The following is a 24,359-nucleotide window of genomic DNA, read 5'->3' as shown; positions in this document are numbered from 1 at the left end:
AGGAACCACAGGGTCGGTCGGTCAGACGGGCACCGGTGCCGGCTCTTCGGCGATGGGATCCAACGAATCCGAACTCGAATCGTCGTCTTCGTCGGCGGATCTGCGGCGGTGTGTCCATTGCAGCCATCCGAGGCCGATCAGCCCGAGCAGAGCGGTGGCGATTCCGATTTTCCAGCCCGGTGGCCGCCAGGACACGATCAGTTCACCGTTCTCGGTGCCGGGTGGAATGTCCACGGCGAGAAAGGTTCCGGAAATGGTGTGGAAGCCGAGGTCGTGGCCGTCGAGGGTGACGCGGTAGCCGGGCCAGGCCAGGCGGGCGAAGACGATCTGCCCGCCACCGGCCGAAGTGACGCGAAGATGGCTTGTCGCACTGTCGTGGCCGATGGGACTGCTGGTGACGCCCCGGGGGTCCGCGATGAATCCGTCGTGGGTCGAGATCGGCCCGCCCTCGCGTTCGAGCACCCAGATGTATCGCTCGTGGCCGGGGTATTCCACCCATCTCCAGCCATGCGGTGCGGGCTGATTGCCCGCCTCCGGGTATTGGGCGCGTTGCAGCACAACGCGATCGACCTTCATCAGATCGACATAGGGGCGCCCCGTGGTGGGTTCGACCGAGAACGCCGCGCCGAACGCGGCCGGGCAGGTGCTGCCAGTTCCGGGAAAGATCGGTCGCGGATTCCGAGCAGGCGACAACACCTGCCCCAGTCACCGCGACGGCGTTCAGACCTGGGCCCAGTATGTCGAGTCCGAGCCGCACATCGAGTACACCAAATCCTGACTGTTCCAGTGGATTCCGCAGGAGGGTGCCCGCCCGAGCCCCATGATGTAGCGCATCAGCCGGGGTAGTTCCAGGGCCGCGGCCGATCTGTCCATTCATGTCTGACGCAGGTACGCAGGTCGTGAAGACTGACTCCGCGTCGGGGCATCCCGATCTCGTTACTGAGGCGCTCGAGGCGGTCCACGAGAGCGGTGACCTCGACGGCAACGGCAGCCAATTTCACCGCCTCGCTGTCACCGTCGTTGTAGCGCAGGCGATACAAATGCAGGCCCAGCTGAAACACTTGTTGCACCAACTGGTCGAGGTGGTCGACGAAGGCCTCGGCGTCAACCCGAACGACGGGTTCGGCTCTGGGCGTGGGGGATTGCTCGGTCATCAACGATCTATCCTTGGTGCGATCGTTCGGCATGGCGCACACTGTGCAGCTGCCCAAGGACGGGGCAGTGCGCGTGCGGCAGATGACCGGGGTTCACCCGAGTAGAGAACCGGGTCACGTCACATTGGGACCGGCAGCGGGAAAGCATCGGCTCGCGATGGCATCTACGCCCAGAAGGGTTTCCGGCCGGACCAGTCCTAAACACCACGACCTCCAGCATTTGTGCCGAGGGCCATGAGGATCATTTCGGCGCGTCGGCTGGCACATGCTCATGTAGCGACCGGTCGTTCGAGGGCAACGGCCCTTCGTGGGCCGCGGTCATACCCGTCAGAGGGCGGGGACGAAACCGCCGCTCGGCGGGTTCCTCCGGGAACCCCACGTCGGCAGTATCAGGAGTGCGCTGTGAGTCAGGCACAGTGTGGGGCGCCGCAATCCGGACAGCGGTGACCCGGCCGCGCTCGGCAGAGCGCCGGAGTAGACGGGCGTCCGTGGATCCTCCCCCTGCGGACGCCCGTCGACACCGGAAGCGATCTCGGCGGTGGTCGGAACAGACGCGATCGGGTGGTCGGGGGCCGCACCGCCGGGTGGCCGGATCACCCCGGTCGAGTGGCTGGGAATTCGCTGGCGGCATAGGTGTGCGGCCAGCGGAAACCTACGGTCGAGAGTATGGAGAAATCGCCGCCGCGTTTCGCGCGGCTTCGTCTGCTGTGGTCGTTCATCGCCCCGCATCGTGGCGTGCTCGTCATCGGGTGTGTGCTCGCGGTGCTGAGTGCGGCCGCGGGCCTGGCGACGCCCATGATCACGAAGTGGGTGCTCGACGCGGTGGGGGCGCGCGCTTCGTTGGTGACGCCCGTGGCGACGCTGCTGGCGCTGTCGGTGTTCGCCGCACTGGTGCGGTGCCTGGAATGGATTCTGCTGGGCACGGTCGGAGAACGAGTCGTGCTCGACGCCCGGAAGTCCTTGGTGCGCCGATACTTCCGGGCAACCGTGCCCTCGCTGCAGCGACGACCGGTGGGCGAGCTGGTCACCCGCGTCACCTCCGACACGGTGCTGCTGCACGAGGCGACGTCGTCGAGTCTGATCGGTTTGGTCAACGGCACCGTGATGCTGGTCGGCACGCTGGTGATGATGGCGGTGCTGGATCTGGCGCTGTTCGCCGCGACGATCGCGGCGGTGGCCGTCGTGGGCGTGCTGTTCCTGGAATTGATGCCGGGTGTGGCCGCCGAGCGCCAGCGGGCACAGCAGCGCCTGGGCCTGGTCGGCGGGGCCTTGGAGGGGGCGTTGCACGCGATTCGGACGGTGAAGTCCAGCCGTGCCGAGCAGCGCCAGTCCGAGCGCATCATCGCCGATGCCGAGGCGTCGACCGGGCACGCCCTGCGGGCGGTGCGCCGCGAGGCGGTCGCCTCGGGGTTCACCTGGACGGGTGTGGAGGTCGCGATCATCGTGATCCTGGCCTTCGGCGCGTGGCGGGTCGGGCACGGCGCGCTCGCGTTGTCGAGCCTGATCGCGTTCCTGCTGTACGCGTTCGCGCTGATCGAGCCGGTGACCGGGCTGGGACAGCATGTGATGGAGTTGCAGAGCGGCATCGCGGCGGCCGGGCGGATCCGGGAGATGGAACAGCTGAAGGTCGAAACCGACTCCACCGCAGCCGCAATCACCCGGTCGGCCGGTTCCGGTACGGGTGCGGCGCTCGAATTGCGCGGTGTCACAGCAGGTTACGAGGGACGGGATGCTCCCGCTCTGCGTGATATCGATCTGGTCGTCCCGAGTCGCGGGCACATCGCGATCGTGGGGCCCTCCGGTTCGGGCAAGACCACGCTGCTGTCGCTGATCCTGCGTTTCGTAGAACCGCGACAGGGGAAACTGTTGCTGCACGGTCGGCCCTACTCCGAATACGGGCATGCCGGAGTGCGGGCGCGCCTGGCCTACGTGGAACAGGACACACCGGTGGTTCCCGGAACCATCAGGGAGAACCTGCTGTACTCGTGCCCCGAAGCCTCCGAGCAGGACCTCCTCGCGGTCGTTCGGGCCACTCGGTTGGAGGACGTGATCGCCGCGCAGGAACACGGTCTGGACACGCCGCTGAGCTCCTCGTCGGTCTCGAGCGGTCAACGCCAGCGCATCGCCGTCGCCCGGGCACTGCTCGGCGCACCCGATGTGCTGCTGCTCGACGAAGCGACCGCCCATGCCGACGGTCTCACCGAAGCCGCAATTCACGAGTGCATCCGTGAACGGGCACGTGTGAGCACGGTTATCACTGTGGCGCACCGGCTTTCGACAGTTGTCGACGCCGACCACATCGTGGTGTTGCAAGACGGCCGCATTCGCGCCCAGGGCTCGCACTCCGAGCTGGTGGACACCGATGAGCTGTACCGCGAACTGGTGAGCGCGCTCCGAATCGAGGAACAGGCCGCAGCGCGGTGAAATAGCGGTGGGCACCCGTGCCGGACTGAAATCGCACGGGTGCCCACCACATCCGGCGGCGAGGTCACCGGTCTGTCACCGTCCGAATCGCGATGTGCGCGGAGCACCGTGGGACGGGGCAGGACCGGGGCCGGCCAGGGGAGGAACGACGCGGCCGCGATCACTGCGATCGTAGGCAGTCATTCATTCGGTTCGGCACCCGCCGAGTGACTGGAGCGGCCGGCCTGTCGGCGGGTGTTCGCAGTTGGGCTTCGGGCCGGGAGCGGGATGTCCGGGGTGTGGTGTGCGTGTCACACCCCAACCGGTCGAGACGGCCTCGATGATGACCGGGAATGGTGGCTGGAAGTCACTGGGCACGGAGAGGTAGCGGGTGAATCAGTCGTTGATCGTGGTGGCGTCGGTGGTGGCGCTGTGGGCGGTGGTGGCGGGGCGGTTGGAGCGCTGGCGGATCACCGCGCCGATCATCATGGTCTTCGCCGGTGTGGCAGTGGGTATCACGACCCGGAGCACGCTCGGCGAGACCTTGAACACCGAGGTCGCGTTGAAGGTGGCGGAACTCATTCTGGCCGTGCTGCTTTTCGTGGACGCGGCATAGGTGCGGGGTGGGTTGCTGGGCCGGGAGCGGTGGTCGGCGTTTCGGCTGTTGTTCCTCGCATTGCCGCTCAGCCTGGGACTGGCCGTTCTGCTCGGCAGCTGGTTGTTTCCGGGACTGGCGTGGTCGGTGCTGCTGGTGATCGCTTGTGCGGTGGTCCCGTCGGATTTCGCGCCCGCGACCTCGATCGTGCGCGACCGCCGGCTGCCGGAGCGGGTCCGCAATCTGCTGAACGTGGAGAGCGGCTACAACGACGGCATCGTCTCGCCGATCTTCCTGAGCGCCCTTGTGCTGGCGGGCGTCAAGTCGCAGGCGAATACGGTGGTGGAGGCGTTGCAGACCGCGCTTCCGGCGGCGGCCAAGGCCATCGCCGTCGGCCTGCTGGTGGGTGCGGTGCTCGCCGTGCTCACCAATGTCGGTGAGCGGCGGAACCTGATGACCGAGCAGTCGAAACGGGTCGCGGTGGTCGCCGCGCCGATCCTGTCCTTCTCGGTGTCGGTGGGCGTGCACGGGAACGGTTTCGTCGCCGCGTTCGTCTGCGGCATCGTCTACCGGTCGATGCGTGATTCCGCTGCGCTGCGAAAGGAAGTGGAGCTGCTGGACGATCTGGGGTTCTTGCTCACCGTGGTCATGTGGTTCGTGTTCGGCAGCGCCGCCGTCCTCGCGGTCACCACCGATCTGAATTGGCAGCTGGTCGTGTACGGAATCGCAGTGTTGACGGTCGTGCGGATCGGGCCCGTGCTGCTGGCGATGCTCGGCTCCGACTTCTCCTGGCGAGATCGGCTCACGATCGGTTGGCTGGGTCCGCGGGGGACCACGTCGATCGTGTTCGGGCTGTTGGCCTTCAACGTGTTGAACGATGAAGCGTCCTACACGACGCTGTCGGTCATGGTGCTCGTGGTTTTGGGCAGTGTGGTATTCCATGGGGTCGGATCCTTGGCAGCGGCGGGGCTGTATCGGCGACTGCGATAGCGGCCGGGCGAGACACGAGTCTCGCCCGGCCGGGGACCTCAGCGGATGTACTTGGCGGGCTTGGTGGCGGCGTTCAGTAGGTATTCGAGTGGTCCGCGACGAAAGAAGCGGGACCAGATCGTGGCGAATACCGTGACCCCGAGGATCAGCAGGAGCAGCGGCGTCCAGGAAGGTTGAGGCGGGCCGCCGGATCCGTTGGGAGCCAGGGCGAAGACGGACATCGCGACGAAGTGGCCGACGTAGGCGGTCAGGGACATGGTGCCCACGGCGATGATCGGTGTGGCGAGTCGGCGCAGTCGTGGGAGGCGGGCCATCGCGGCCGTCGCGGCCACGATCACCAAGATCGCGAAGCCGCCGCTGCCGACGATGTCGAAGGTGGTGCCGCTGTGCGGTCCGGCCAGCAACAGCGACGAGGCCGAGCCCTGGGGGAACAACGCCTCGCTGCCCGCGCCGGGCGGCATCTTCCCGCCGGCCCCGGGCGGTGGTCCGGATTCGGCGGTGCTGGCCAGCGCGTCCGGGCCGCCGAACAGTCGGGACAGGCCATATCCGAGCAGGGTGAGGGTGGCGCCGAGTACGGCGACGCGCGCCTGCACCGCGGGGACGGACAGGTCGAGGCGGGCCAGTGCCATGCCGGCGATGATGAACGGCAGCCAGGTGATCGTCGGGTACATGCCGGTGAGCAGCAGGTCGAGAACGCCTACGCTGCTGAGCTTTTCGAGCGGATCGTAGGCGTCGATGGCGTGCCGGACCGGCTCGCTGAGCAGCGATCGCAGGACGAACGCCAGCTGCGGGGTGATCAGCGCGAGCGCGGACGCGATGATCGCGAGCGTCTTGGCGCTGTACTTGGCCAGCGGCAGGGCCGCCAGGAAGTACACGCCGTAGAAGGCGAGGATCACCACGTCGCCGTAGAACATCGTCATCACGGTGCCCAGGGCGATGAGGACCAGGGCGCGGATCGCGATGCGGGCCTTGGCTTGTCGGCCCGTCCGGCCGGTCTTCGGCTGTCGGCGTCCGGCGATCAGCACCAGCGAGAACCCGGCCAGCGTGGCGAACAGGATCGAGGAGCGGCCGTCGACCAGGTAGCGGATCCAGCTGCCGACGCCGTGGGTGGCCGACAATTCGGGGCCGACGTGCACGGTGTACATACCGAACACGGCCAGCGCCCGAGCCAGATCGATACCGACCAGCCGCCCCGTCGAGGGACCGGGCGGAGCCGATTCGGTGGGTCCGGGCGGAGTCGATGGAGGCGATGTCTCCTGTGGCGGCTGTGTCGAGGTCATGGATCCAGCGTCACGGCCGTGGCGGGCGAGGACCATCCGGCAGGTTTCGGTTTCCGCCCCGCCGATCGGCGGGCGTGCGCCACGGCGGGACCGCGAGATTGGTCGCGGCGCGAAGGAGCCATTCGACCGGGCCGTAGGGGTGGCGGCGCAACCACCACGCGCTGAACCAGACCTGCGCGGCGAAGGTCGCCGTGGCGATCGCCATGATGCCCGCGGTCGGCACCTGGCCCGCCAGCGCCAGACCGTATCCGGAGTAGATGAGCATGCACACCACCGACTGCCCGATGTAGTTGGAGGCCGCCATCCGGCCGGCCGGGGCCAAGCGGGCCACCGTGTCGGCGTACGCGGAGCGGGTCAGCCACACCAGGACCCCGATATAACCGAGGGTCAGCAAGGGGCTGGACAGCGACTGCAGAGTCGGCCAGAACGCGGGCAGCCGGACATCGGCCAGCGAGGAGACGAACGACACCAGCGACACCGATCCGCCCACACCGAATCCCAGCGTCAGCGCGCGAGGTGTCCAGTGGCGCAGCAATTCCGGATTCTCGAAGACCCGCCGCTTGCCCGCCGCGAGTCCGATGAGGAACATGCCCAGCGCGGGCACGCCCTGGTACTGCCAGATCTGCAGCATGAAGTGCGGGGCCGCGGACACCTGCGAGACGAGGGTTTCGGCGAAACCGCCGGTGAAGCCGACATCGGTGCGAGGCGCGTTCGCCGCGCCGCTCTTGACGACCAGTTCGGGAGGCAGCAGAGCGAACGCGGCATACAGCAGCAGGCCGGTGAGGAACGCGGTGCGGGCACGAATATTGCTGACTGCCAGCAGGATTACGCACAACACGGCGTACAGGGTGAGGATGTCGCCTAGCCACAGCAGCGTCACGTGCGCGGCGCCGACCAGGAACAGCGCGGCACTGCGGCGCAGCAGTCGAGGCACCGGCCGCACTCCGGCGCGATCGGCGGCGGCCATCTGCAGGGTGAACGAGTAGCCGAACAGGAACGCGAACAGCAGATAGAACTTGCCCTCGAACAGCGCCTGTTCCAGGCCGCCGCAGATGCGGTCCACGACGTCACCCGACCCCGTCGGCCGCTGGCCGATTCCGCCCCCGGGAGCGAACATCGCCGACACGACGAGCGTATTGACCACAACGATCCCAAAAAGCGCGAACCCGCGCAGGATGTCGAGCTCACCGATGCGGCGGGCGGCGGTGGGCGCGGAAATCGGCGTATCCGCCTCGTCCGGCATGGAGATCTCGTTCCTTCGAATCGAATTCGCTGCCGCGCGGAATCGAATTCGTGATCCGCGGCGGGTGGTGGTCGACATGGTCCAGTGATCGGTCGGGGTCCCGGATGGACAAACTTCCGAGTCAACCTATGGGCGGCCCGGCATCCCAACCACCCGCCGAGGGGCTGGAACCGGCCCGCCGAGTGGCTGGCGCGGATGCGTTGGCTCGCGGCGAAACGGTGCACTGCCAGCCCCTGGACGGGTTGGTTTCCGCCGATCGGCGGATGGTCGCCTCCACGGCCGGCACCTACCGTCGCCAAGGTGGACGACAAGAATTCCGTGCCCGCGGGCACCCGACGGCGGCCGCGGTGAACCCCGCGGCGAGCTATGGCGGCGGAACGCGGCTGATGTCGCGGGAGGAGCTGCGACGCTGGGCTGTCGATTTGGCCGCGGTGGCGGTCGCGGTCGCGGACGCGGTGTTCGGGAAGGCGTATCTGGACCGTGGCGTGTTGGCGTTCGCGGTGATCGCCTGTGCCGCACTGCTATTGCGGCGACAGTGGCCGGTGGCGGTGTTTCTGTTCACGTTGCCGGCGGCGCTGACCGGGCTCATCGTGGCCCCCGCCATCGCCCTGTACACCGTCGGCAGGCAGTCGCCCGATCGGCGAGTGGTCTTCGGGTGCGCGGCCGCGGTCGCACTGGCGTCGACGGTGGCGTCATCGTGGCCGCTCGACGGGTTCGGTTCGCACGCCGATGCCGTGGTGTATCTCGCGTTCACCGCCGCGTGGGCCGCCGCGCCGGTCCTGTTCGGCCTGCTGATGCGCACCCGCGACGAGCTCGCACAGCGATTGGTCGAAATCGAGGAGGCGCGCGATCACGAGCGCGATCTGCATGCGCAGGCGGTGCTGGCGCGGGAACGGGCGCAGATCGGCCGGGAGATGCACGATGTGGTGTCGCATCAGGTCAGCCTGATCGCGGTGCGTGCCGGGGCGTTGGCCGTCGCGACGACCGATGCGCAGACCCGCGAGGCCGCGCGACAGATTCGGGGATTGAGTGTCTCGACGCTCGACGAATTGCGAAATCTGGTGACGCTGTTGCGCGCCTCGGGTGGACGGGCCACGGAGCTGACGCCCCAGCCGACCCTGGCGGATCTGCGGGCGCTGATCGACGCCAGCGGTATTGCCGTGGTGTTCGCGGGGACGCTGCCCGACGACGTTTCCGGCGCGGCGCAGCGTGCGATCTATCGGACGGTGCAGGAAGCGTTGACCAATGTCCGCAAGCACGCCCCGGGCGCGAGCGCCGATGTCCGGCTGTGGTCGGACGCGGAGTGGTTCGGTGTGATCGTCAGCAATGCGCCGCCGACTCGTGACGCATTGTCATTGCCGGGGTCAGGGCACGGTCTGCTCGGATTGGCCGAGCGCGCCGAGCTGCTGAAGGGGCAGTTGCGCAGCGGCAGCACCGAAGCGGGCGGCTTCCGTGTCGAACTGCGGCTGCCCCGCACCTGAGTGCCGGTCGTTCGGCGGGTCTTCGTCCCGCCACCGGGCGGGCCGTGAACAGCCAGCCGATGGATTCCCGAACGAGCCCGGGCACAACAGAATTGACCACGCCCGGTGCATACCCCGAGGCGGAACCCTGGTGAAAGTGAATGGATCGAAGTGGCGACAATCGCACGAACAGCGCACGTCTGTGCCGGCACCCTGCTGGTCGCACTGGTGATGGGCGCCGGCGCCGCCGGTGCCCAGGCGGTGACCGACAAGTCCCGTCAGACGGTGACCGACGACGGCTGGACCCTGACGATCACCAAATCCGGTGAGAATCTCGATCGCTGGCCGAGCCTGGCCAATTCTCCGGTCAGCCGTGAGGGTTTCGTCTCGGTGAAAGCCACCGCGGAACTCACCGGCCACGGCGCGCAGCGCCCCACCTCCGGCACCGTCACCCTGGGCTACCAGATCGGCTGCGCGGTGGACGTTTCCAGCGGTGTCGTGCTTGGTGTCGGCGCCACGCTCGGCGCGAGCGTCGGCATCTCGTTCACCAAGCCGCCCGGCGTCTCGGCCTCGGTGACACCGAATGTCTCGACCACGATCAAGCCCGGAACCATCGAAACCGTCACACTCGGCACCAAACCCCTGACCGAGGCACGGGCATCGATCACCGCCGAGCAGGTCCAGGTCAAGGTCGACGCCTGCGCGGGCCCGGTCAGCCTGCGCTCGTTCGCCACCGCGGCGATCTCCACGCCGACCGCCGACAACAACATCACCGTTTACGGTGACGCCCTGCAGCTGTGATGATCCCGATCCCGGTACCGTCATGCCTGTTCCGGCACGTGGTGAGCAATTCCGACCGAGACAGTGAAGCGGGTCTTCTGTGATTCGAGTGGTGATCGTCGATGACGAGGCGTTGGTGCGCTCGGGGTTCGAGCTCATCCTGGGTGCGTCCCCCGATGTCGAGGTGGTCGGGACGAGCTCCGGTGGCGGGGCTGTCGAGCTGATCGCCGAGCAGCGCCCGGATGTGGTGCTGCTGGACATCCGCATGCCCGAGGTGGACGGGCTGACGGTACTGGGTCAGGTGCGGGCCATGCCCGAGCCGCCGGTGGTGGCCATGCTCACCACCTTCGACACCGACGAGTACATCGTCACCGCATTGCGCTCCGGCGCAGCGGGATTCCTGCTCAAGGACACCGAACCCGAACAGTTGCCACAACTGGTGCGCACGCTGGCCGCCGGGGGAGTGGTCATGTCGCCGAAAGCGGCCGCGACGCTGCTGCACGCGGACAACGCGCTGGGGGCGATGGCCGCCACCGACGCCGAGGTCGCGCGCGTCGACGCGCTCACCGAGCGGGAACGCGACGTGCTCGTGCTGCTGGCCGAGGGGCTGTCCAACGCGGAGATCGGGCAGCGCATCTTCCTCAGCGTGGGCACGATCAAGGACCATGTCAGCGCCATCCTGACTAAGCTGCGCGTCGGCAGCCGGGTGCAGGCGGCGCTCGTGGCGCAGCGCGCCGGCCTGCTCACCGAACGCGAACCGGAGCGGTAATGCCGCGCACGTGGCGGCCGCCGCAGCGGGCGATCGATATCGCACTGGTCGTGCTCGCGGCGTTGGACGCCTGGCTGGGCAGCGGGCACCTCGAGCCCGAGGACCTGGTTATGGCGGTGATCGCCTGTGCCGCACTGCTGTTCCGGCGGCGCTGGCCGCTGGCGGTGTTCGTGCTGACGCTGCCTGCGGCGGCGCTGACCGACCTGGTCGTGGCCCCGGCCGTCGCGCTGTACACGGTGGCGAAGCAGTCCGGCAATCGCCTGGTGCCCATCGTGTGCGCGGGAGTGACCGCAACTGCCGCCGCGTTCGCGTTTCCGTTCATGGAGTACGTATCCAGCACCGACACCGTGGTATCCGCGGCCTACCTGATCGCGTGGGCGGCCGCGCCGGTGCTGTTCGGCCAATTGGTCCGCACCCGTGACGAACTCGCGCGGCGGCTGGTCGAGATCGAGGAGGCGCGTGACCACGAACGCCGGTTGCACGCCCAAGCGGTGCTGGCCCGCGAACGCGCCCAGATCGGGCGCGAGATGCACGACGTCGTGTCCCATCAGGTCAGCCTGATCGCGGTGCGCGCCGGGGCCCTGATGGTCTCGGCCCCCGACACCGACACCCGGGAGGCGGCCCGCACCATCCGCGGCCTGAGTGTGACCACCCTCGAGGAGCTGCGGCATCTGGTGACTCTGCTGCGCGCCTCCGGCGGCCGCACCACCGAACTGACACCCCAACCGACGCTGGCGGATCTGCGGAAGTTGGTCGAATCCAGTGGCATCGCAGTCGAATTCGACGGTACTCTGCCCACCGACGTCACCGGCGCGGCCCAACGTGCCCTCTACCGCACCGTCCAGGAAGCCCTGACCAACGTCCGCAAGCACGCCCCGGGCGCCACCGCCGAGGTCAGCTTGTGGTCGGACGCGGACATGCTGGGTGTGGTCATCACCAATACGCCGCCCACGCACAGCGCGCTGCCGCTGCCCGGCTCGGGCCACGGTCTGGTCGGATTGGCCGAACGAGCGGAACTGCTGAACGGCCAATTCCTCAGCGGCCCAACCGCCGACGGCGGATTCCGTGTCGAATTGCGGTTGCCGCGCTCTTGACCGGCTCGGCCACCGGTGATGCCCGAGTCCTTCGCGGAACTGAAATTCCCGCCGGGTGACGGGCCAGGGCCAGCCGCGTGGCGGATACCGGAGGCGACAGATCTCGGTCCACGCTGGGGCGAAGACCGCCGACTCGGCGGATGGCCTTGAGCTACGGGAGTGGTTGATGCGCAAGGTGATCGGACTCGTGCGGTATGTCCGCTGACCAGGACGCCACCGGTGTCGAGACCGGCCGCCACTCCTCGATCGCCATGCGGCTGGCGGCCGTGGCATTGCTCGTCGCCGGAACCTGCTACAGCTCCTGGGTACTCGAGAGCGTCCTAAATACCGGTGTGGATCCGGCGAATTCGTTCCTGAGCGAGCTCTACGCCGAGGGCAAGCCGCACCGCCGCGCCTTCGCGACGGCAGAACAGATCGCCGGGGCGATGGCCGCGTTCGCCGCGGTGTGCGGGCTGGTGCGCGGGCCGTGGCGGTCGTGGACCACGATCGGCTGGCTGGCGCTGCTGTGCTTCGGCGCCGCCACGATCGCCGATACGCTGTTGCCGCTGCGCGCCTGCCCGCCGGGACGGATCTGCGGCGCGGGTCGCGAGTTGTTTCCGCAGCTGCATCAGCCGCACGCGTTCACCAGCACCCTCGCCGTCACCTCGATCGCGGTCGCCGCTTTCGTCCTCACCGGCTTCGCTCGTCGATCCGGATGCTGGCCCGTGGTCCGGACGGCAGGGCTCGCCGCCCTGGTGGTCGGCATACTGGCGACGCTGTGGATGCTGGTGGGCGACAATCTGTCCGGGCATTTCGCGCTCGGTATTGCCCAGCGCGTGCAGGTTGGCTCGATCTCGCTGTGGATGATGGCCTTCGCTGTCGCGCTGTCCTCGGAGAACACGCGTGGCGGCGCTGCCGACTGAGAGTGTCGACCGCCGACTCGGAGCTTCAAAGCCCCATCGTCTCGGCCAGCATGGGCCAGGATTGATGGAGATCGTCTTCCCAGTAGCCCCACGAATGCGTGCCCGTCGGGCGGAAGTTGTAGGTGATGTTCGTGCGGCCGAGTTGCGTGGTGCGTTCGGAGAGCTTTCTCGTGCAATAGTTCGCGGCCGCTTCGATACCGCCACCGAGCACCAGCTGATCTTCGAGAAGCTTGTCGTTGTTATCGACGCTCGGGTCGGCCAAGGCGTCGTGAATGCCCGGCAGACCGGTTCCGCTGGAGATATACATGGGGAGATCTGGTAGGCGAGCCGCATTCGGGGTAGGGGTCATGTTCGCGCCATCCGGTGCCGCCGAGCGGACCCCACATATTCTCGACCTCGCCATCGCCCAAGCCGACAACGAGCTGCACCATCGACTGCCCGGTGGCTGGAAACTCGTCGATCTCCGTGCTGCCGATGAGTTTTCGGTATCGGAGTGTCAGAAATCGTCGGCGCAGCCGCAGGAACCGCCGGTGCGCAGTACGGCGGGCAGCCGGATGACCCCCGGTTCGGGCGCGCGGCCTTCGATCTGCTCGAGCAGCAGATCCACCGCCAGTTCGCCCATCTGGCGGGTGGGTTGGACCATGGTGGTCAAACCGGGGCGGGTGTATCGGGAGTATTCGATGCCGTCGAAGGCGACCACCGCGAGATCGTCGGGGACCCGTAGCCCCGCATCGTAGGCGGCGCGCTGCAAACCCATGGCTTGTAGATCGCTGGTGACGAAGATGGCCGTCGGCGCTAGCGGGCCGCCGGTCAATTCGGCGAGAGACCGATAGCCGGCAGCGCCGCCGAAATCGGTGCGCACGATCGCGCCCTCGGGTAATCCGGCTGCCGCCAAGGCATTTCGATACCCCTGCACTCGTTCCTCGGCGGTGGAGACATGCGGTCCGCTCAGACACGCGATGTGGCGGTGGCCGTGGCCGATGAGGTGTGCCACGGCTTGCTCCGCCCCCACGACCGAATCGCAGAGCACGTGGGTGCAACGGTTCGGGTCGATAATGCGGTCCAGGGCGACCAGAGCCATCCCCGCTTGATCGCAGGCATCGGCGATCCCGGTCTCCCATGCCGAGGAGATCGCCAGCAGCCCTTCGACGCGCCGGTCGATGAACGAGCGGACATAGGCTTGCTCACGGGCCGGATCTCCGGCGGCGTTGCCGACGAACAAGGGATAGCCGCGCGCGAAGGCGGCTGCCTCGATGATGGCGGCGAGTTCGGCGAAGAACGGGTTGGCGCCGTCGGGTATCACCATGCCGAGCGCGTGACCACGGTTGGTGCGCAGGCTCCGCGCGGACATATTGGGCCGGTAGCCCAGTTCGGCGATGGCGGCTTCGATGCGCGCCCGGGTCGCGGGGGCGACCTGACGTGGCCCGCCGTTGAGCACGTAGCTGACCAGCGCGGGCGATGTACCCGCCAGTCGAGCCACATCGGCCCGGGTGACTGCCATCGAGTTATCTCCTTGTCGCGCAACATCTAAGCATCGAACCGGTCATCCACCGAACTGGGCTTGACAGCACATGACCCACGTCACACACTACTCATCAACTCGTGTTGATCAACACGAGTTGATACTACGAACCACATGAGGTCGTTCAACGATGCACGCACGATTTCGCCGAGCGCTGATACCTTTCGCCCTGATCGGCACGGTCGCCACACTGGTGACCGGCTGCGGCCGAGGCGGGGATTCCGGCCCCCAGGAGTTCAAGATCGCAATAGTCACCAGGAATTTCACCAACCCGTACTGGGCGGCCCTGCGCGACGGTGCGATGGCCGAGGGAGCGAAGCTCGGGGTGAAGGTCACCGTGCAGGCGGGGCAGTCCGAAACCGACGCCGACGGCGAGAACGCTCAGATCTCCACCATGGCCGCACAGGGTTACGACTGCTTCGGCGTGGTCCCGGTCAACGGCACGAACGTCATCACACCGCTGACGGCGGTGGCGCGTAAGAAGATTCCGATTCTCAACCTCGACACCCAGATCGATGCGAAGGCCTCCGAGGCTGCGGGCGTCTCCTACGCCAGCTTCATCGGCTCCGACAATCTCGATGCCGGTCGGACCGCTGGGCAGAAGATGCTCGAGGCCCTGGGCGGCAGCGGGAAAGTCGTCATCCTGCAAGGTATCGCGGGCGAACAGAACGGTATCAACCGCGACAAGGGTTTCAGCGAGGCCGTGGCGGGCAAGCTCGAGATCGTACAGAAGGCCCCCGCCGACTACGAGCAGGACAAGGGCCTTCAGGTCACCGAGGCGATCCTGCGCGCGCATCCCGATATCACCGGCATCTTCTCCGCCAATGACACCATGGGACTCGGTGCGGCACAGGCGATCAAGAACGCCGGTAAGTCGGGGCAGATCAAGGTGATCTCCGTCGATGGCATTCAGGCCGCGCTCGAGGCGGTCAAAACCGGCGCGCTGTTCGGCACGGTGACCCAGTACCCCTACGCCGAGGGCCAACTCGCGGTGCAGGGCTGCCTGGCGCAGCACCAGGGCAAGAAGGTACCCGAGCGGGTGGTAGCCCCCATCGCGTTCATCGGCAAAGACAATGTCGAACAGCAGATCTCGGCGTTCCCGCGCCCGATCGTCGCCTTCGACAACCCGATCGAAGGGCTACTGAGCAAGTGACGGCAACCGCAGTCGCGCCGTCCGGCCCCCGTGAGCGGGCCGGGCGTGCGGAGATCCTCTCCCGGATAGCGGAATTCGCGGCTCCGCTGGCGCTGGTGGTGCTGTGGGTGGCGTTCTTCATCGCCACCCCGTACTTCCTGACTCTGGACAATATCGGCGATCTGCTGGTCGCCTCGACCATTCTGACCGTGCTGGCGCTGGGTCAGCAGTTCGCCATCACCGCCGGTGGAATCGATCTGTCGGTCGGGGCCAATCTACCTTGGGCCGCAGCGATTCTCGGGTATCTCACCGCCCACGGCTATGCGCTGCCGGTCGGTGTCGCCGCCGCGGTTCTCGGCGGGCTGGCGGTCGGCGTGATCAACGGTCTGCTGGTGGGGCGATTGGGGATGACCGACTTCGTGGTCACCCTCGGCATGTTGAGTGTGCTCAACGGCATCACGCTGTTGTTGACCCACGGCAATACCGAAGCGGTGAGTTCGCGGTTCCTGCAGACACTCGCGCTCGACGGTGTCGGTCCCGTGCGCTGGTTCTGGCTGCTGGCACTGCTGGCGGCGCTGGTCGTGGCGGGGATCATCTTCCGCACCCGGATCGGCACCCACCTGCTGGCGACCGGCGGCCGCCTGGAGGCCGCCCGCGATACCGGTATCGCGGTGAACCGGATTCGGCTGTTCGCCTACGCCATGTCCGGATTGCTCTGCGGCATAGCCGGTGTCATGCTGGTCGCGCGCAATGGCGGCGCGGATCCCTCGCTGCAGACCACCTATCTGCTGAGCTCGATCGCCGCCGTGGTGCTCGGCGGTTCCTCGCTGTCCGGCGGCAAGGCGTCGGTGCTCGGAACGGTCTGCGGTGCAGTGCTTTTCACCTCGCTGATCAACGGGTTCACCATTCTCGGTATCTCGCAGTACTTCCAGCCGGTCGCGGTCGGCGCGGTGCTGCTGCTCGCCGCGGGCATCTCCCGCTTCCGAAAGTAGGGCAGGACATGACGATTCCGCTGTTGGAGGCCCGGGATCTCACCAAATCGTTCGATTCGGTGCGGGCGCTCGCCGGGGTGACCATGACGATTCCGGAGGGTGAGGTCACCGCGTTGGTCGGTGACAACGGCGCGGGCAAATCTACCCTGGTGCGCTGCCTCACCGGTGTGCAGTCACCCGATACCGGGCAGATCCTGTTCCGCGGCGAGCCGGTCCGGCTACGCTCGCCCGAGGACGCCCGGCGCATGGGCATCGAGACCGTCTATCAGGATCTCGCGCTCATCGACGATCTGACCGTGTGGCAGAACCTGTTTCTCAATCGGGAGCTTGTCCATCCGCTGGGCATTGTCAATCGCAGGGCCATGATCGCCCGCAGCGGCGAGATCCTGCGCGAGCTGGATGTGGACGTGCCGTCGGTGCGTTCCACCGTGCGCCGGATGAGCGGTGGCCAGCGCCAGAGCATCGCCATCGCGCGCGCGGTGGCGTGGGGCAAGTCCATGGTGATCATGGACGAGCCGACCGCCGCCCTCGGCGTGCGCGAGACCGCCGCTGTGGAACAGCTGGTGCGCGGCCTGCGCGAGCGGGGCATCACCGTGCTGATCATCAGTCACGACCTCGATCAGGTCATGCGCATCTGTGACAATGTGGTGGTGCTGCGGCGCGGCAGATCTGTTGCCGCCCACCGCATCGACGAGGTGGATGGCGACCGGCTGGTCGCGCTCATCACCGGCGCGGCGCCCGGCAATCTCGATACCGTCGCGGAGGCGGCCTCGTGACGGTGGTGGTGCTCGGGTCGGTCAATCACGACGTGGTGTGCGAAGTGTCGCGGTTGCCCGGCCCCGGGGAGACGATCCTCGCCGCCGAGACGCGAACCAACCTGGGCGGCAAGGGATCCAATCAGGCGGTTGCCGCGGCCAAGGCCGGCGGGCAGGTCGAATTCGTGGCCAGGGTCGGTGAGGACCCGGATCCCTCCTTGCGGAAATCGCTGTGCGAGTACGGCGTCGGGCTCGAGGCGGTCGTGGAGGTACCCGGTGCTCGCACGGGCACGGCCTACATCAGCGTCGCCGCGGGTGAGAATCAGATCGTCGTCGATCCCGCCGCGAACTTCCGATGGGAGTCCGACGCGGAGCTCGACTCTTCGGTGGCGGCGGAGTTGATCGCGGCCGCCGAGGTGGTGGTGGCGCAATTGGAGGTGCCGGTCCGGGTGGTGCGGTGGACCGCCCGGCATGCGCGGCGGTTCATACTCAATGCCGCACCGGCCTCCAGCCTGCCCGCGGAGTTGCTGCGCCGATGTGATCCCTTGATAGTCAACGAATCCGAGCTGGCCGGTCTGACCGGCGAGGTGGCCACGACGCCGCGGCAGGCCTTCGATCAGGCGCGTGCCCTGTGCCTGGACGGTGTCCCCGCGGTGGTCGCCACGCTGGGCGCGGCCGGAGCCGTCTGGGTTCGGCGCGACGGTCCGTCGACGGTGGCGGGCGGTCATCAGCCCGCGCCCCGGATTCATTCGACCGATTCCACCGGGGCCGGAGACGCCTTCGTCGGTGCGCTCGCCACTGCGCTCGCCGAGGGCGGCGATCTGCCCTCCGGGGTCGCCTTCGCGACCGCGGCCGCCGCGCTCGCCGTCCAGGCCGCCGGCACCCATACCGCCTACCCGACCCGCGACCGGATCACCGCCGCGCTCTCCGCCGTCCCACCGGCCCGTGAGTTCGCCTGATCCGCGCTGTCCACCAAAGGAATTCGACCGATGCGTACCTCCGGGATCATCCATGCCGACCTGCAGTCGGCCCTCACCAATCTCCGCCACACCGACCTCTTCGCCGTCAGCGACTCCGGGCTCCCGGTGCCGGTCGGCGTGCCGGTCATCGACCTCGGAATCAGCTACGGCTTCCCGCGTTTCGAGCCGATACTCGACCTCATCCTCACCGAGGTCACCGTGGAAGCGGCCTGGGCCAGCCGCGACGTGACCGACCACAACCCGGAAGCCGCCACATTCCTCGCTGGCCGTCTCTCCCCGGAATTGCTCGATCACACCGGCTTCAAGGCGCGAATCGCCGACTGCCGCTTCGTAGTCCGTACCGGCGAGGCACGGCCCTACGCGAACGTGCTGCTGCGAGCGGGAGTGCCCTGGCTGTGAGCCGGGCCCGCTGCTGTCCGCGTGGACGGGGCGGTGCTATCGGATGAGGATGTTGACCATGAATACGGCCAGGCCGAGCGCGGTGTTGCCCACGCCGATCGCGGCTGCTCGCCAGCGGGTGTAGCCACCGCTGCGGGCGGCCAGCACGCCCCAAACGAAGAGCAGGATCATGTTCAGCACCATGGTCCAGGTGGTGAAGCCGGAGGTCACCGAGCCGTCGGAGCGGACGATGTCGTCGGGCCACTGCCGCAGGTGAGCCAGGATCAGCAGGAGAATCGTGGGGACACAGGCGATCATGAGGGGGATGCCGGTGAGGAGGGTGCGGCCCAGGTCCAGCCAGAAGCCCGACTGTGAGTCGATGCTGTGGGTGGACACGTGCTGGCCGTAGCTGCGGGTGATCGCGGCGATGGCAACGCTGACGCCCACCCACAGCGCGGAGTGGAGGGGGCTCTGGCCCAGCGGCATCGCCGCGACGATGACGCTGGCCAGCACCGTCCCGACGACGCCGCCGTAGATGTCGTTTGCCTGTAGCTGCACGGTTGCGGAGTGTACTGCCTACTGTGCCGGGGAGCTGGTGGCCGACGTCGATGGCTTGCGCCATGCCGGAATCGACAGATACGTCGCCGCCCGCAGCAGCCACTCGACCGGGCCGTAGGTGTGGCGGTGCAGCCACCACGCGCTGAGCCATACCTGGGCGGCGAAGGTCGCCGTGGCGATCGCGACGACTCCCGCGACGGGAACCTTTCCGGCCAGGGCCAGACCGTAGCCGGTGTAGAGGAGCATCATCACGATCGATTGCCCGATGTAGTTGGACGCCGCCATCCGACCGGCCGGGGCCAAACGGGCCACAGCTGCGGCCCACGGGGAGCGGGTCAGCGCGACCAGTCCCGCGATGTAGCCCAGAGTCATGAAGGGGTTGGCGAGTTCCTGCACGAGGGGCCAATAGGCGGGTGTGCCATCGCGTTCCACCGAGTACGCGAAGGTGAGCAGCGAAACCGGTGCGCCCACACCGAAGCCCAGCGCCATGGCGCGGGATGTCCAGCGCCGCAGCAGCTCCGGATCCTCGAACAGGCGGCGCTTGCCGGCCGCCAGGCCGAGCAGGAACATGCCCAGCGCGGGCACACCCTGGGTGAGCCAGGTGAGCAGCATGAAGTGCGGGGCGCTGGTCAGCTGCGCGTGCAGGGTTTCGGTGAAACTGCCGGTGAAGCCGTTGTTTCCGGCGAGGCCGGAGTCCTTTCGGAACATGGCGTCGCCGCCGAGGACGAACATCAGCAGTAGATAACCGAGATACAGCAGCAGCCCCGTGACGAGGGCGGTCAGCGGCCGAATCTTGCGCAGCACCACCAGGATCACGCACAGCACCGCGTACAGGGTGAGAATCTCGCCGACCCACAGCGCCATCACGTGGGCCAGGCCGAGCAGGAACAGCGCCAGACTGCGGCGCAGCAGTCGTGGCACCGCGGGGACTCCGGCGCGCTCGGCCGCGGCCATCTGCAGGGTGAACGAGTAGCCGAACAGGAACGCGAACAGCAGATAGAACTTGCCGGTGAACAACGCGTCCACCAAGCCTTGGCAAATGCGATCCAAATCGCCGCCGCCCGTGAAGCTCTGATCGCCGGCGCCCCAGCCGGGCGCGAACAATACCGTCGCTGCGATGACGGTATTGACCACGACGATCCCGTAGAGGGCGAACCCGCGCAGGATGTCAAGCTCGCCGATGCGTCCGCCGCCGGGCGCGGCGACCGGCGTATTCATCGCGTCCGCCATGGGTTCTCGGCTCCTGTTGATCGATTCCCGGACCGGCTCACCGAGTGATCGGCGCGGCGCGGTGGTCGGCCAGCACCTGCTTGCTGCCATCGGGCGCGGTGCAGGTGAGATTGACCGCGTGGGGCCCAAGGCGCATCTTCGTCAGCACCAGCGTGACCGTGCCGTCCGCGGCGGCCTTGCCGGATACCGATTTCCCGGTCGAGACATCGTGCAGCGTGCAGGCCGAGTTGGGGTGCGCGCCGGCCGCGCGTGCGGTGATCGTGTTGTCCTTGGCGCCCTTGATGGTCACGGCCGGTGCGGCCGAGGCCGGGGCGGCGGCGATCGCCACGGCGGTTGCGGCCGTGGCGAATCCGGTGGCGAGCAGCAGAATCTTCTTGGTCATCATCGTCATTCCTCGTGAAGCGTCCGGGCCGGGCGTGCGCCGGGTCACCAGCTGTCGTCGTCGAATCCGCCGAATCCGCTCTGCTCGTGGGTGTCGTTGGTCCCATGGGCGTCGGCGGAGGCGGTGTGGGTGTTGTGTCCGCTGAAGGCATTGCTGATTCCCTGGAAAAGCAGCGCTCCGCCCGCGACGCCCACTGCGGCCGAGCCTGCGGTGGCCAGAAATCCGCCGGGCCCTCGGCGACCGGACTGCTCGGGCGCGGCACCCCCGAATCCACCGGCCTGACCGGGTGCGCCGCCGAACCCGCCGGCTGCGCCCGCCGGAACCGCGGCATTGCCGGGTCCCTGCTGCGAGGGCTTTCCGAACAGGTTCGCCAGGAACCCGCCGCCAGGCCGGTCCGCGGGCGCCTGCTGCTGCGCGAGCCGACCGTTCAACTCCGCGAGCTGTGCCTGCGCCTGCTGCAGGGCCTGCTCCTGCAGGATCACGGCCTGCGCCAGCACGTACAGCGCGTCGGGCTGGGAGGCGATGAGCCGCTGCACGGCCTCGGCGGCCTGCGGGTCCTTGGTCACCGGCTGCGCGGCGCGAATGCGCTCGGCCAGATTGCCGATGAGCTGCTGTTCGGTGTGGTCCATGCGATCTCCAATCCGTGGAAGGTCTGGAAACCAACGTATGAACCCCGCGCCCCGGCAACCATCCGCCGAGAGTCCGGAACCGGCCCGCCGGGTGGCTGGCGCCCGGTCGGGCGTCGCAGCCGCGTGGCGGGTTCCCTCCACAACGCGGGTACCGCACGATGGTCGGACCCGAGCGCGGAAAGGAAAGCGCGGAAAGGAATAGGAATGTCCACGGAATCGGAGTCCAGGGTTTCCCTCGCGGTCGCGGAAGGCGAGCACTTGGAACTGTTCCGAAAGGAGTTGCAGGAAGCCTTCACGCAAGCGTTCGTCGAACAGTCGGGCCACCCCGTGGACGAGCCCATTCCATCGGATGATGATGTGCTGAAGGTCTTTTCGTCGCCGGGTGCGGCGATCTATCACATCCTGCTGAACGAGAAGCGAGTCGGCGGCGCGGTGGTGACCATCGATGGCGAAACGAACCGCAACTCCCTCGACTTCTTCTACGTATCACCGGGACTTCATGGCCGCGGCGTCGGCCACGCGGCCTGGAAGGCCATCGAAGCCCAGTACCCCGAAACCGAGGTATGGGAACTCGGTACACCCTACTTCGAGAAACGCAACATCCATTTCTATGTCAACAAATGCGGATTCCATATCGTTGAATTCTTCAACCGGAACCACCCTGATCCGCATGACCGGGACGGGGATGACCAGATGGCTGGGCATCTCCCGGAAGAGGACGACGGATTCTTCCGGTTCGAGAAAGTCATGAAACATTAGCCTCGATCCTTCTCGCGGAGGGGGTGGAAACCAGCCGTTCGGCCGATGCCTCCCCCCGTTCGGCGGATAGACGTCGAGAAGGAAGTCCGGCGAGTATCGACGCGAGGAGCGCAACCCACAATTAGGACCAGGGACAAGGACCTCGAGCATGATCAATACCGCGAAGGCCAACGCATCCACCCGTGACACTGCCTCGAACGTTGTGGGCGGCATCGATATCAGCATGCTCGTCACCCGCGTCGGCTTCGGCGCCCTGCTGTTCGTGCATGGCAGCCAGAAGCTGTTCGGCTGGTTCGGTGGCGCGGGCCTGGATGAGGCGGCGCAGGCCTTCGATGAGTGGGGCTATAACCCAGGCAAATTCTTCGCGACCTTGGCCGGGCTGAGCGAGATCACCGGCGGACTGCTGTTGGCGCTGGGGTTGCTGACTCCGCTGGGCGCCGCCATCGCGCTGGGCACCATGGTGAACGCCGTGTACGTCAACCGGGGTGGTGGTCTCGATACGTGGGAGGCGCCCTTGCTCTACCTTCTCGCCGCGGTGGCGCTGGCCTTCGCCGGTCCGGGGCGCCTCTCGTTGGATCACGGTCGTCCGTGGCAGTGTCAGGGTCTGGTTTGGGGCGCCGGTGCGGTCGCGCTGGGGGTAGCGGCCGCGCTGATAACGCTCGTTGTGAAGTAGGCGGCGGTAAATTCCGACGCCCCAGAGAGGAATATCTACTGTGACCAAACGCTCGACTACGCCTCGATCGGGCATCGCCCGCCTCGGGGCCCTCCTTGTCGGGTCCGTTCTGCTGTCTGCGTGTCTTGCGGGTTGTGGCGGCGGCAGCACACCACGACAGGGTGATGGGCGTCCTGCCGAAGAGCAGGCGGTCGGCATGGTTCCTGGTGCCCCACTGGTGGATCCGCCCGATCTCAACCCGGCGACCCCCGGCGACCTCACCGTCCAGCTCAGAGTGACCGAGCAGGACGTGATGATCTCGGGCAAAAAAGTGCGCGCGGAAACCTACAACGGCAGCCTCGTCGGACCAACCCTGCACGCGGCTCCCGGTCAGCGTGTCACCTTGCAACTGATCAACGAACTCGGCACACCGACCAACTTGCACTTCCACGGGCTGCACGTGTCCCCGGAGGGGAACTCCGACAACGTCTATCTGTCCAACCAGCCTGGTCAGACCCTGACCTACCAACTCGACATCCCTGCGGACCACGCACAGGGGACGTATTGGTATCACGCGCACGAAATGTGCGCGGGGAAGGGCCAGTCGACGCACACGATGTCGATGACCGATACTCCGGCGACGGCTCGCTGCGACGGGACCGAGAGCCAGGTCGGGGCGGGTCTGTCGGGAACCATCATTGTCGGGGACGTGCGCGAATCGTTGCCGGCGGCCTACCGCGGGGTCACCGCACATACCTTGGCGCTCAAGGACACCCAGATCAGTAAAGACAACTCGATCGTCTACCCCGAAGGCGTCCTCGAGCCCCGAAACCCGACGGTTCGCTTGGTCAACGGGCAATACCAGCCCACGATTACCCTGAAAGCCGGGGAAACCCAGCTGTGGCGAATCGCCAACGAGGGCTACGCCATCGTCTACGACCTCCAACTCGACGGCGCTACCTTCACCGTCGTCAGCGAAGACGGGACCCCGGTCGCGGCACCGACTCAGGCCACCCACCTGTTGATGCCGCCCGGCTCACGCCGCGACGTCCTCGTCACCGCTGGAGCCGCCGGATCGACCTGGCTCAGAACCCTCCCCTACGTGACCGGACCGCCCGGCGGCAGCGGCGACGAATACCCCGACACCCCCCTCATGAAAGTCGATGTCGCGCAAAGCGACACGGGACCGGCCGCCACCGGTCCGGCGGGCATGGCCGCCTCGCCCCGGATCGACGGGCCGATACCCGGCTCACTGCCCGACATGTCCAAAGAACCCGTCGCCCAATCCCGAAACCTCGAACTGAACGACAACGGCGAATCCGACTTCTACATCAACGGCAAGATGTTCGACCACCATTCGCCGACCTTCACGACACCGGCCACGCTCGGGACAGTCGAGGAATGGACGCTCACGAACATCAGTACCCACCAGAATCATCCATTCCATCTCCATACCGCACCGTTCCAGGTTCTCAGCATGAACGGCGTCGCCCCGCCATCCATCGACTACAAGGACGTCGTGAACGTGCCTGCCGCAGTCGATGGCGTACCCGGGAAAGTGGTGATCCGGATTCGTTTCGCGGATTACCCCGGCAAATGGAACTTCCACTGCCACGTCACCGGACACGAGCAGAACGGAATGATGGGCTACATGAACGTCATCGCCGCCGGCGCAACCGGGTAGGCGGCAGCTCCCGCGATATGGCTGGTCGGCTGAATC

At 67.3% G+C, this 24,359-nt stretch carries 27 protein-coding genes; 17 read left to right on the top strand and 10 right to left on the bottom strand.

From position 1 onward, the window contains the following. Nucleotides 1-21: 21 nt before the first annotated feature. Nucleotides 22-576, bottom strand: a complete 555-nt coding sequence (locus tag ON43_RS40820; RefSeq protein ID WP_040816331.1) for a hypothetical protein — start codon at nucleotides 574-576, stop codon at nucleotides 22-24. 22 nt (nucleotides 577-598) lie between these two features. Here ON43_RS40820 and ON43_RS40815 point away from each other — a divergent pair, with 22 nt between their 5' ends. Continuing rightward, nucleotides 599-778, top strand: a complete 180-nt coding sequence (locus ON43_RS40815) for a hypothetical protein (protein WP_040816330.1) — start codon at nucleotides 599-601, stop codon at nucleotides 776-778. Nucleotides 779-833: 55 nt separating this feature from the next. On the opposite strand, the gene ON43_RS40810 is transcribed toward ON43_RS40815, so the two are convergent. Then, nucleotides 834-1,187, bottom strand: coding sequence for a hypothetical protein (locus ON43_RS40810; RefSeq protein WP_157514438.1), 354 nt, complete (start codon nucleotides 1,185-1,187; stop codon nucleotides 834-836). A 633-nt stretch (nucleotides 1,188-1,820) separates the two neighbouring features. Here ON43_RS40810 and ON43_RS40805 point away from each other — a divergent pair. The 3 genes from ON43_RS40805 (at nucleotide 1,821) to ON43_RS40800 (ending at nucleotide 5,142) form a co-directional block, all read left to right on the top strand. Then, nucleotides 1,821-3,578, top strand: a complete 1,758-nt coding sequence (locus ON43_RS40805) for an ABC transporter ATP-binding protein (RefSeq protein WP_040816328.1) — start codon at nucleotides 1,821-1,823, stop codon at nucleotides 3,576-3,578. Nucleotides 3,579-3,948: 370 nt separating this feature from the next. Next, entirely contained in the window at nucleotides 3,949-4,173 is a 225-nt protein-coding gene (locus ON43_RS47105) for a hypothetical protein (protein WP_245569078.1), read from the top strand. Further along, nucleotides 4,174-5,142, top strand: coding sequence for a cation:proton antiporter domain-containing protein (locus tag ON43_RS40800; RefSeq protein WP_245569077.1), 969 nt, complete (start codon nucleotides 4,174-4,176; stop codon nucleotides 5,140-5,142). 38 nt (nucleotides 5,143-5,180) lie between these two features. Here ON43_RS40800 and ON43_RS40795 read toward each other — a convergent pair whose 3' ends face one another. Beyond that, a complete protein-coding gene (locus tag ON43_RS40795; RefSeq protein WP_083914344.1) occupies nucleotides 5,181-6,422 on the bottom strand; it encodes a DUF418 domain-containing protein in 1,242 nt (413 codons plus the stop codon). A 10-nt stretch (nucleotides 6,423-6,432) separates the two neighbouring features. Further along, the gene (locus ON43_RS40790; protein ID WP_051180159.1) at nucleotides 6,433-7,665 is read right to left on the bottom strand and encodes a DUF418 domain-containing protein; all 1,233 of its coding nucleotides are present in this window, start codon (nucleotides 7,663-7,665) and stop codon (nucleotides 6,433-6,435) included. 128 nt (nucleotides 7,666-7,793) lie between these two features. Between ON43_RS40790 and ON43_RS40785 the strand changes: the two genes are divergently transcribed. The 5 genes from ON43_RS40785 to ON43_RS40765 all read left to right on the top strand — a co-directional run bounded on the left by ON43_RS40785 (nucleotide 7,794) and on the right by ON43_RS40765 (nucleotide 12,670). Beyond that, the gene (locus ON43_RS40785; RefSeq protein ID WP_245569068.1) at nucleotides 7,794-9,146 is read left to right on the top strand and encodes a sensor histidine kinase; all 1,353 of its coding nucleotides are present in this window, start codon (nucleotides 7,794-7,796) and stop codon (nucleotides 9,144-9,146) included. Nucleotides 9,147-9,296: 150 nt separating this feature from the next. After that, nucleotides 9,297-9,926, top strand: coding sequence for an MspA family porin (locus ON43_RS40780; protein WP_040816326.1), 630 nt, complete (start codon nucleotides 9,297-9,299; stop codon nucleotides 9,924-9,926). Nucleotides 9,927-10,014: 88 nt separating this feature from the next. After that, complete coding sequence (locus ON43_RS40775) at nucleotides 10,015-10,674, top strand: response regulator (RefSeq protein WP_245569066.1); 660 nt, start codon at nucleotides 10,015-10,017, stop codon at nucleotides 10,672-10,674. After that, nucleotides 10,674-11,768: a sensor histidine kinase gene (locus ON43_RS40770; protein WP_040816322.1), complete on the top strand. Its 1,095-nt coding sequence runs from the start codon at nucleotides 10,674-10,676 to the stop codon at nucleotides 11,766-11,768. The genes ON43_RS40775 and ON43_RS40770 overlap by 1 nt, the downstream gene beginning before the upstream one ends. A 194-nt stretch (nucleotides 11,769-11,962) precedes the next feature. Continuing rightward, complete coding sequence (locus ON43_RS40765) at nucleotides 11,963-12,670, top strand: DUF998 domain-containing protein (RefSeq protein ID WP_063712725.1); 708 nt, start codon at nucleotides 11,963-11,965, stop codon at nucleotides 12,668-12,670. 25 nt (nucleotides 12,671-12,695) lie between these two features. Here the strand turns inward: ON43_RS40765 and ON43_RS40760 are convergent, their stop codons facing one another. Together ON43_RS40760 and ON43_RS40755 are read right to left on the bottom strand one after the other, a co-directional pair. After that, nucleotides 12,696-12,977, bottom strand: coding sequence for an alpha/beta hydrolase (locus ON43_RS40760; protein ID WP_051180157.1), 282 nt, complete (start codon nucleotides 12,975-12,977; stop codon nucleotides 12,696-12,698). Nucleotides 12,978-13,166: 189 nt separating this feature from the next. Next, on the bottom strand, nucleotides 13,167-14,171 hold the full coding sequence (locus ON43_RS40755; RefSeq protein WP_040816320.1) for a LacI family DNA-binding transcriptional regulator: 1,005 nt from the start codon (nucleotides 14,169-14,171) through the stop codon (nucleotides 13,167-13,169). Nucleotides 14,172-14,322: 151 nt separating this feature from the next. Here ON43_RS40755 and ON43_RS40750 point away from each other — a divergent pair, with 151 nt between their 5' ends. The 5 genes from ON43_RS40750 to rbsD are packed head-to-tail and all read left to right on the top strand — an operon-like array spanning nucleotide 14,323 to nucleotide 18,450. Further along, entirely contained in the window at nucleotides 14,323-15,345 is a 1,023-nt protein-coding gene (locus ON43_RS40750; RefSeq protein WP_040816318.1) for a sugar ABC transporter substrate-binding protein, read from the top strand. Next, nucleotides 15,342-16,316, top strand: coding sequence for an ABC transporter permease (locus ON43_RS40745; protein ID WP_040816316.1), 975 nt, complete (start codon nucleotides 15,342-15,344; stop codon nucleotides 16,314-16,316). The genes ON43_RS40750 and ON43_RS40745 overlap by 4 nt, the downstream gene beginning before the upstream one ends. A gap of 8 nt (nucleotides 16,317-16,324) precedes the next feature. Then, entirely contained in the window at nucleotides 16,325-17,092 is a 768-nt protein-coding gene (locus ON43_RS40740; protein WP_040816314.1) for an ATP-binding cassette domain-containing protein, read from the top strand. Next, nucleotides 17,089-18,030 (top strand): ribokinase, encoded by a 942-nt coding sequence (locus tag ON43_RS40735; protein ID WP_040816313.1) that lies wholly within the window; start codon nucleotides 17,089-17,091, stop codon nucleotides 18,028-18,030. The genes ON43_RS40740 and ON43_RS40735 overlap by 4 nt, the downstream gene beginning before the upstream one ends. Before the next feature lie 30 nt (nucleotides 18,031-18,060). Next, nucleotides 18,061-18,450, top strand: coding sequence for a D-ribose pyranase (gene rbsD / locus ON43_RS40730; protein ID WP_040816311.1), 390 nt, complete (start codon nucleotides 18,061-18,063; stop codon nucleotides 18,448-18,450). 36 nt (nucleotides 18,451-18,486) lie between these two features. On the opposite strand, the gene ON43_RS40725 is transcribed toward rbsD, so the two are convergent. Genes ON43_RS40725 through ON43_RS40710 form a run of 4 tightly spaced genes read right to left on the bottom strand, consistent with a single transcriptional unit; the run spans nucleotide 18,487 to nucleotide 21,228 of the window. Next, nucleotides 18,487-18,987 (bottom strand): hypothetical protein, encoded by a 501-nt coding sequence (locus ON43_RS40725; protein ID WP_040816309.1) that lies wholly within the window; start codon nucleotides 18,985-18,987, stop codon nucleotides 18,487-18,489. A gap of 18 nt (nucleotides 18,988-19,005) precedes the next feature. Continuing rightward, nucleotides 19,006-20,217 carry a DUF418 domain-containing protein gene (locus ON43_RS40720; protein WP_051180155.1) on the bottom strand — a complete coding sequence of 404 codons (1,212 nt, stop codon included), beginning with the start codon at nucleotides 20,215-20,217 and terminating at the stop codon, nucleotides 19,006-19,008. A gap of 37 nt (nucleotides 20,218-20,254) precedes the next feature. After that, nucleotides 20,255-20,599: a hypothetical protein gene (locus ON43_RS40715; protein WP_157514437.1), complete on the bottom strand. Its 345-nt coding sequence runs from the start codon at nucleotides 20,597-20,599 to the stop codon at nucleotides 20,255-20,257. Nucleotides 20,600-20,643: 44 nt separating this feature from the next. Beyond that, complete coding sequence (locus ON43_RS40710; RefSeq protein ID WP_051180152.1) at nucleotides 20,644-21,228, bottom strand: DUF2076 domain-containing protein; 585 nt, start codon at nucleotides 21,226-21,228, stop codon at nucleotides 20,644-20,646. A gap of 204 nt (nucleotides 21,229-21,432) precedes the next feature. Here ON43_RS40710 and ON43_RS40705 point away from each other — a divergent pair, with 204 nt between their 5' ends. From ON43_RS40705 to ON43_RS40695, 3 genes are all read left to right on the top strand, one after another. Then, complete coding sequence (locus tag ON43_RS40705) at nucleotides 21,433-21,987, top strand: GNAT family N-acetyltransferase (RefSeq protein ID WP_040816307.1); 555 nt, start codon at nucleotides 21,433-21,435, stop codon at nucleotides 21,985-21,987. Nucleotides 21,988-22,135: 148 nt separating this feature from the next. Further along, entirely contained in the window at nucleotides 22,136-22,660 is a 525-nt protein-coding gene (locus ON43_RS40700; RefSeq protein ID WP_040816306.1) for a DoxX family protein, read from the top strand. 40 nt (nucleotides 22,661-22,700) lie between these two features. Next, on the top strand, nucleotides 22,701-24,323 hold the full coding sequence (locus ON43_RS40695) for a multicopper oxidase family protein (protein WP_218003527.1): 1,623 nt from the start codon (nucleotides 22,701-22,703) through the stop codon (nucleotides 24,321-24,323). Nucleotides 24,324-24,359: the final 36 nt, after the last annotated feature.

Source organism: Nocardia concava NBRC 100430 (assembly GCF_000308815.1).
Taxonomy (GTDB): domain Bacteria; phylum Actinomycetota; class Actinomycetes; order Mycobacteriales; family Mycobacteriaceae; genus Nocardia; species Nocardia concava.
The sequence above is the reverse complement of the archived record's forward strand: the minus strand, read 5'-3'. Positions and strand labels throughout refer to the sequence as shown.

Coding starts and splice junctions, on each gene's coding strand:
- ON43_RS40820 (WP_040816331.1), bottom strand. CDS start 576: ATGAAGGTCGATCGCGTTGTGCTGCAACGCGCCCAATACCCGGAGGCG.
- ON43_RS40810 (WP_157514438.1), bottom strand. CDS start 1,187: ATGCCGAACGATCGCACCAAGGATAGATCGTTGATGACCGAGCAATCC.
- ON43_RS40805 (WP_040816328.1), top strand. CDS start 1,821: ATGGAGAAATCGCCGCCGCGTTTCGCGCGGCTTCGTCTGCTGTGGTCG.
- ON43_RS40795 (WP_083914344.1), bottom strand. CDS start 6,422: ATGACCTCGACACAGCCGCCACAGGAGACATCGCCTCCATCGACTCCG.
- ON43_RS40790 (WP_051180159.1), bottom strand. CDS start 7,665: ATGCCGGACGAGGCGGATACGCCGATTTCCGCGCCCACCGCCGCCCGC.
- ON43_RS40785 (WP_245569068.1), top strand. CDS start 7,794: ATGGGCGGCCCGGCATCCCAACCACCCGCCGAGGGGCTGGAACCGGCC.
- ON43_RS40770 (WP_040816322.1), top strand. CDS start 10,674: ATGCCGCGCACGTGGCGGCCGCCGCAGCGGGCGATCGATATCGCACTG.
- ON43_RS40765 (WP_063712725.1), top strand. CDS start 11,963: ATGTCCGCTGACCAGGACGCCACCGGTGTCGAGACCGGCCGCCACTCC.
- ON43_RS40760 (WP_051180157.1), bottom strand. CDS start 12,977: ATGTATATCTCCAGCGGAACCGGTCTGCCGGGCATTCACGACGCCTTG.
- ON43_RS40755 (WP_040816320.1), bottom strand. CDS start 14,171: ATGGCAGTCACCCGGGCCGATGTGGCTCGACTGGCGGGTACATCGCCC.
- ON43_RS40750 (WP_040816318.1), top strand. CDS start 14,323: ATGCACGCACGATTTCGCCGAGCGCTGATACCTTTCGCCCTGATCGGC.
- ON43_RS40740 (WP_040816314.1), top strand. CDS start 16,325: ATGACGATTCCGCTGTTGGAGGCCCGGGATCTCACCAAATCGTTCGAT.
- rbsD (WP_040816311.1), top strand. CDS start 18,061: ATGCGTACCTCCGGGATCATCCATGCCGACCTGCAGTCGGCCCTCACC.
- ON43_RS40720 (WP_051180155.1), bottom strand. CDS start 20,217: ATGGCGGACGCGATGAATACGCCGGTCGCCGCGCCCGGCGGCGGACGC.
- ON43_RS40715 (WP_157514437.1), bottom strand. CDS start 20,599: ATGACCAAGAAGATTCTGCTGCTCGCCACCGGATTCGCCACGGCCGCA.
- ON43_RS40710 (WP_051180152.1), bottom strand. CDS start 21,228: ATGGACCACACCGAACAGCAGCTCATCGGCAATCTGGCCGAGCGCATT.
- ON43_RS40705 (WP_040816307.1), top strand. CDS start 21,433: ATGTCCACGGAATCGGAGTCCAGGGTTTCCCTCGCGGTCGCGGAAGGC.
- ON43_RS40700 (WP_040816306.1), top strand. CDS start 22,136: ATGATCAATACCGCGAAGGCCAACGCATCCACCCGTGACACTGCCTCG.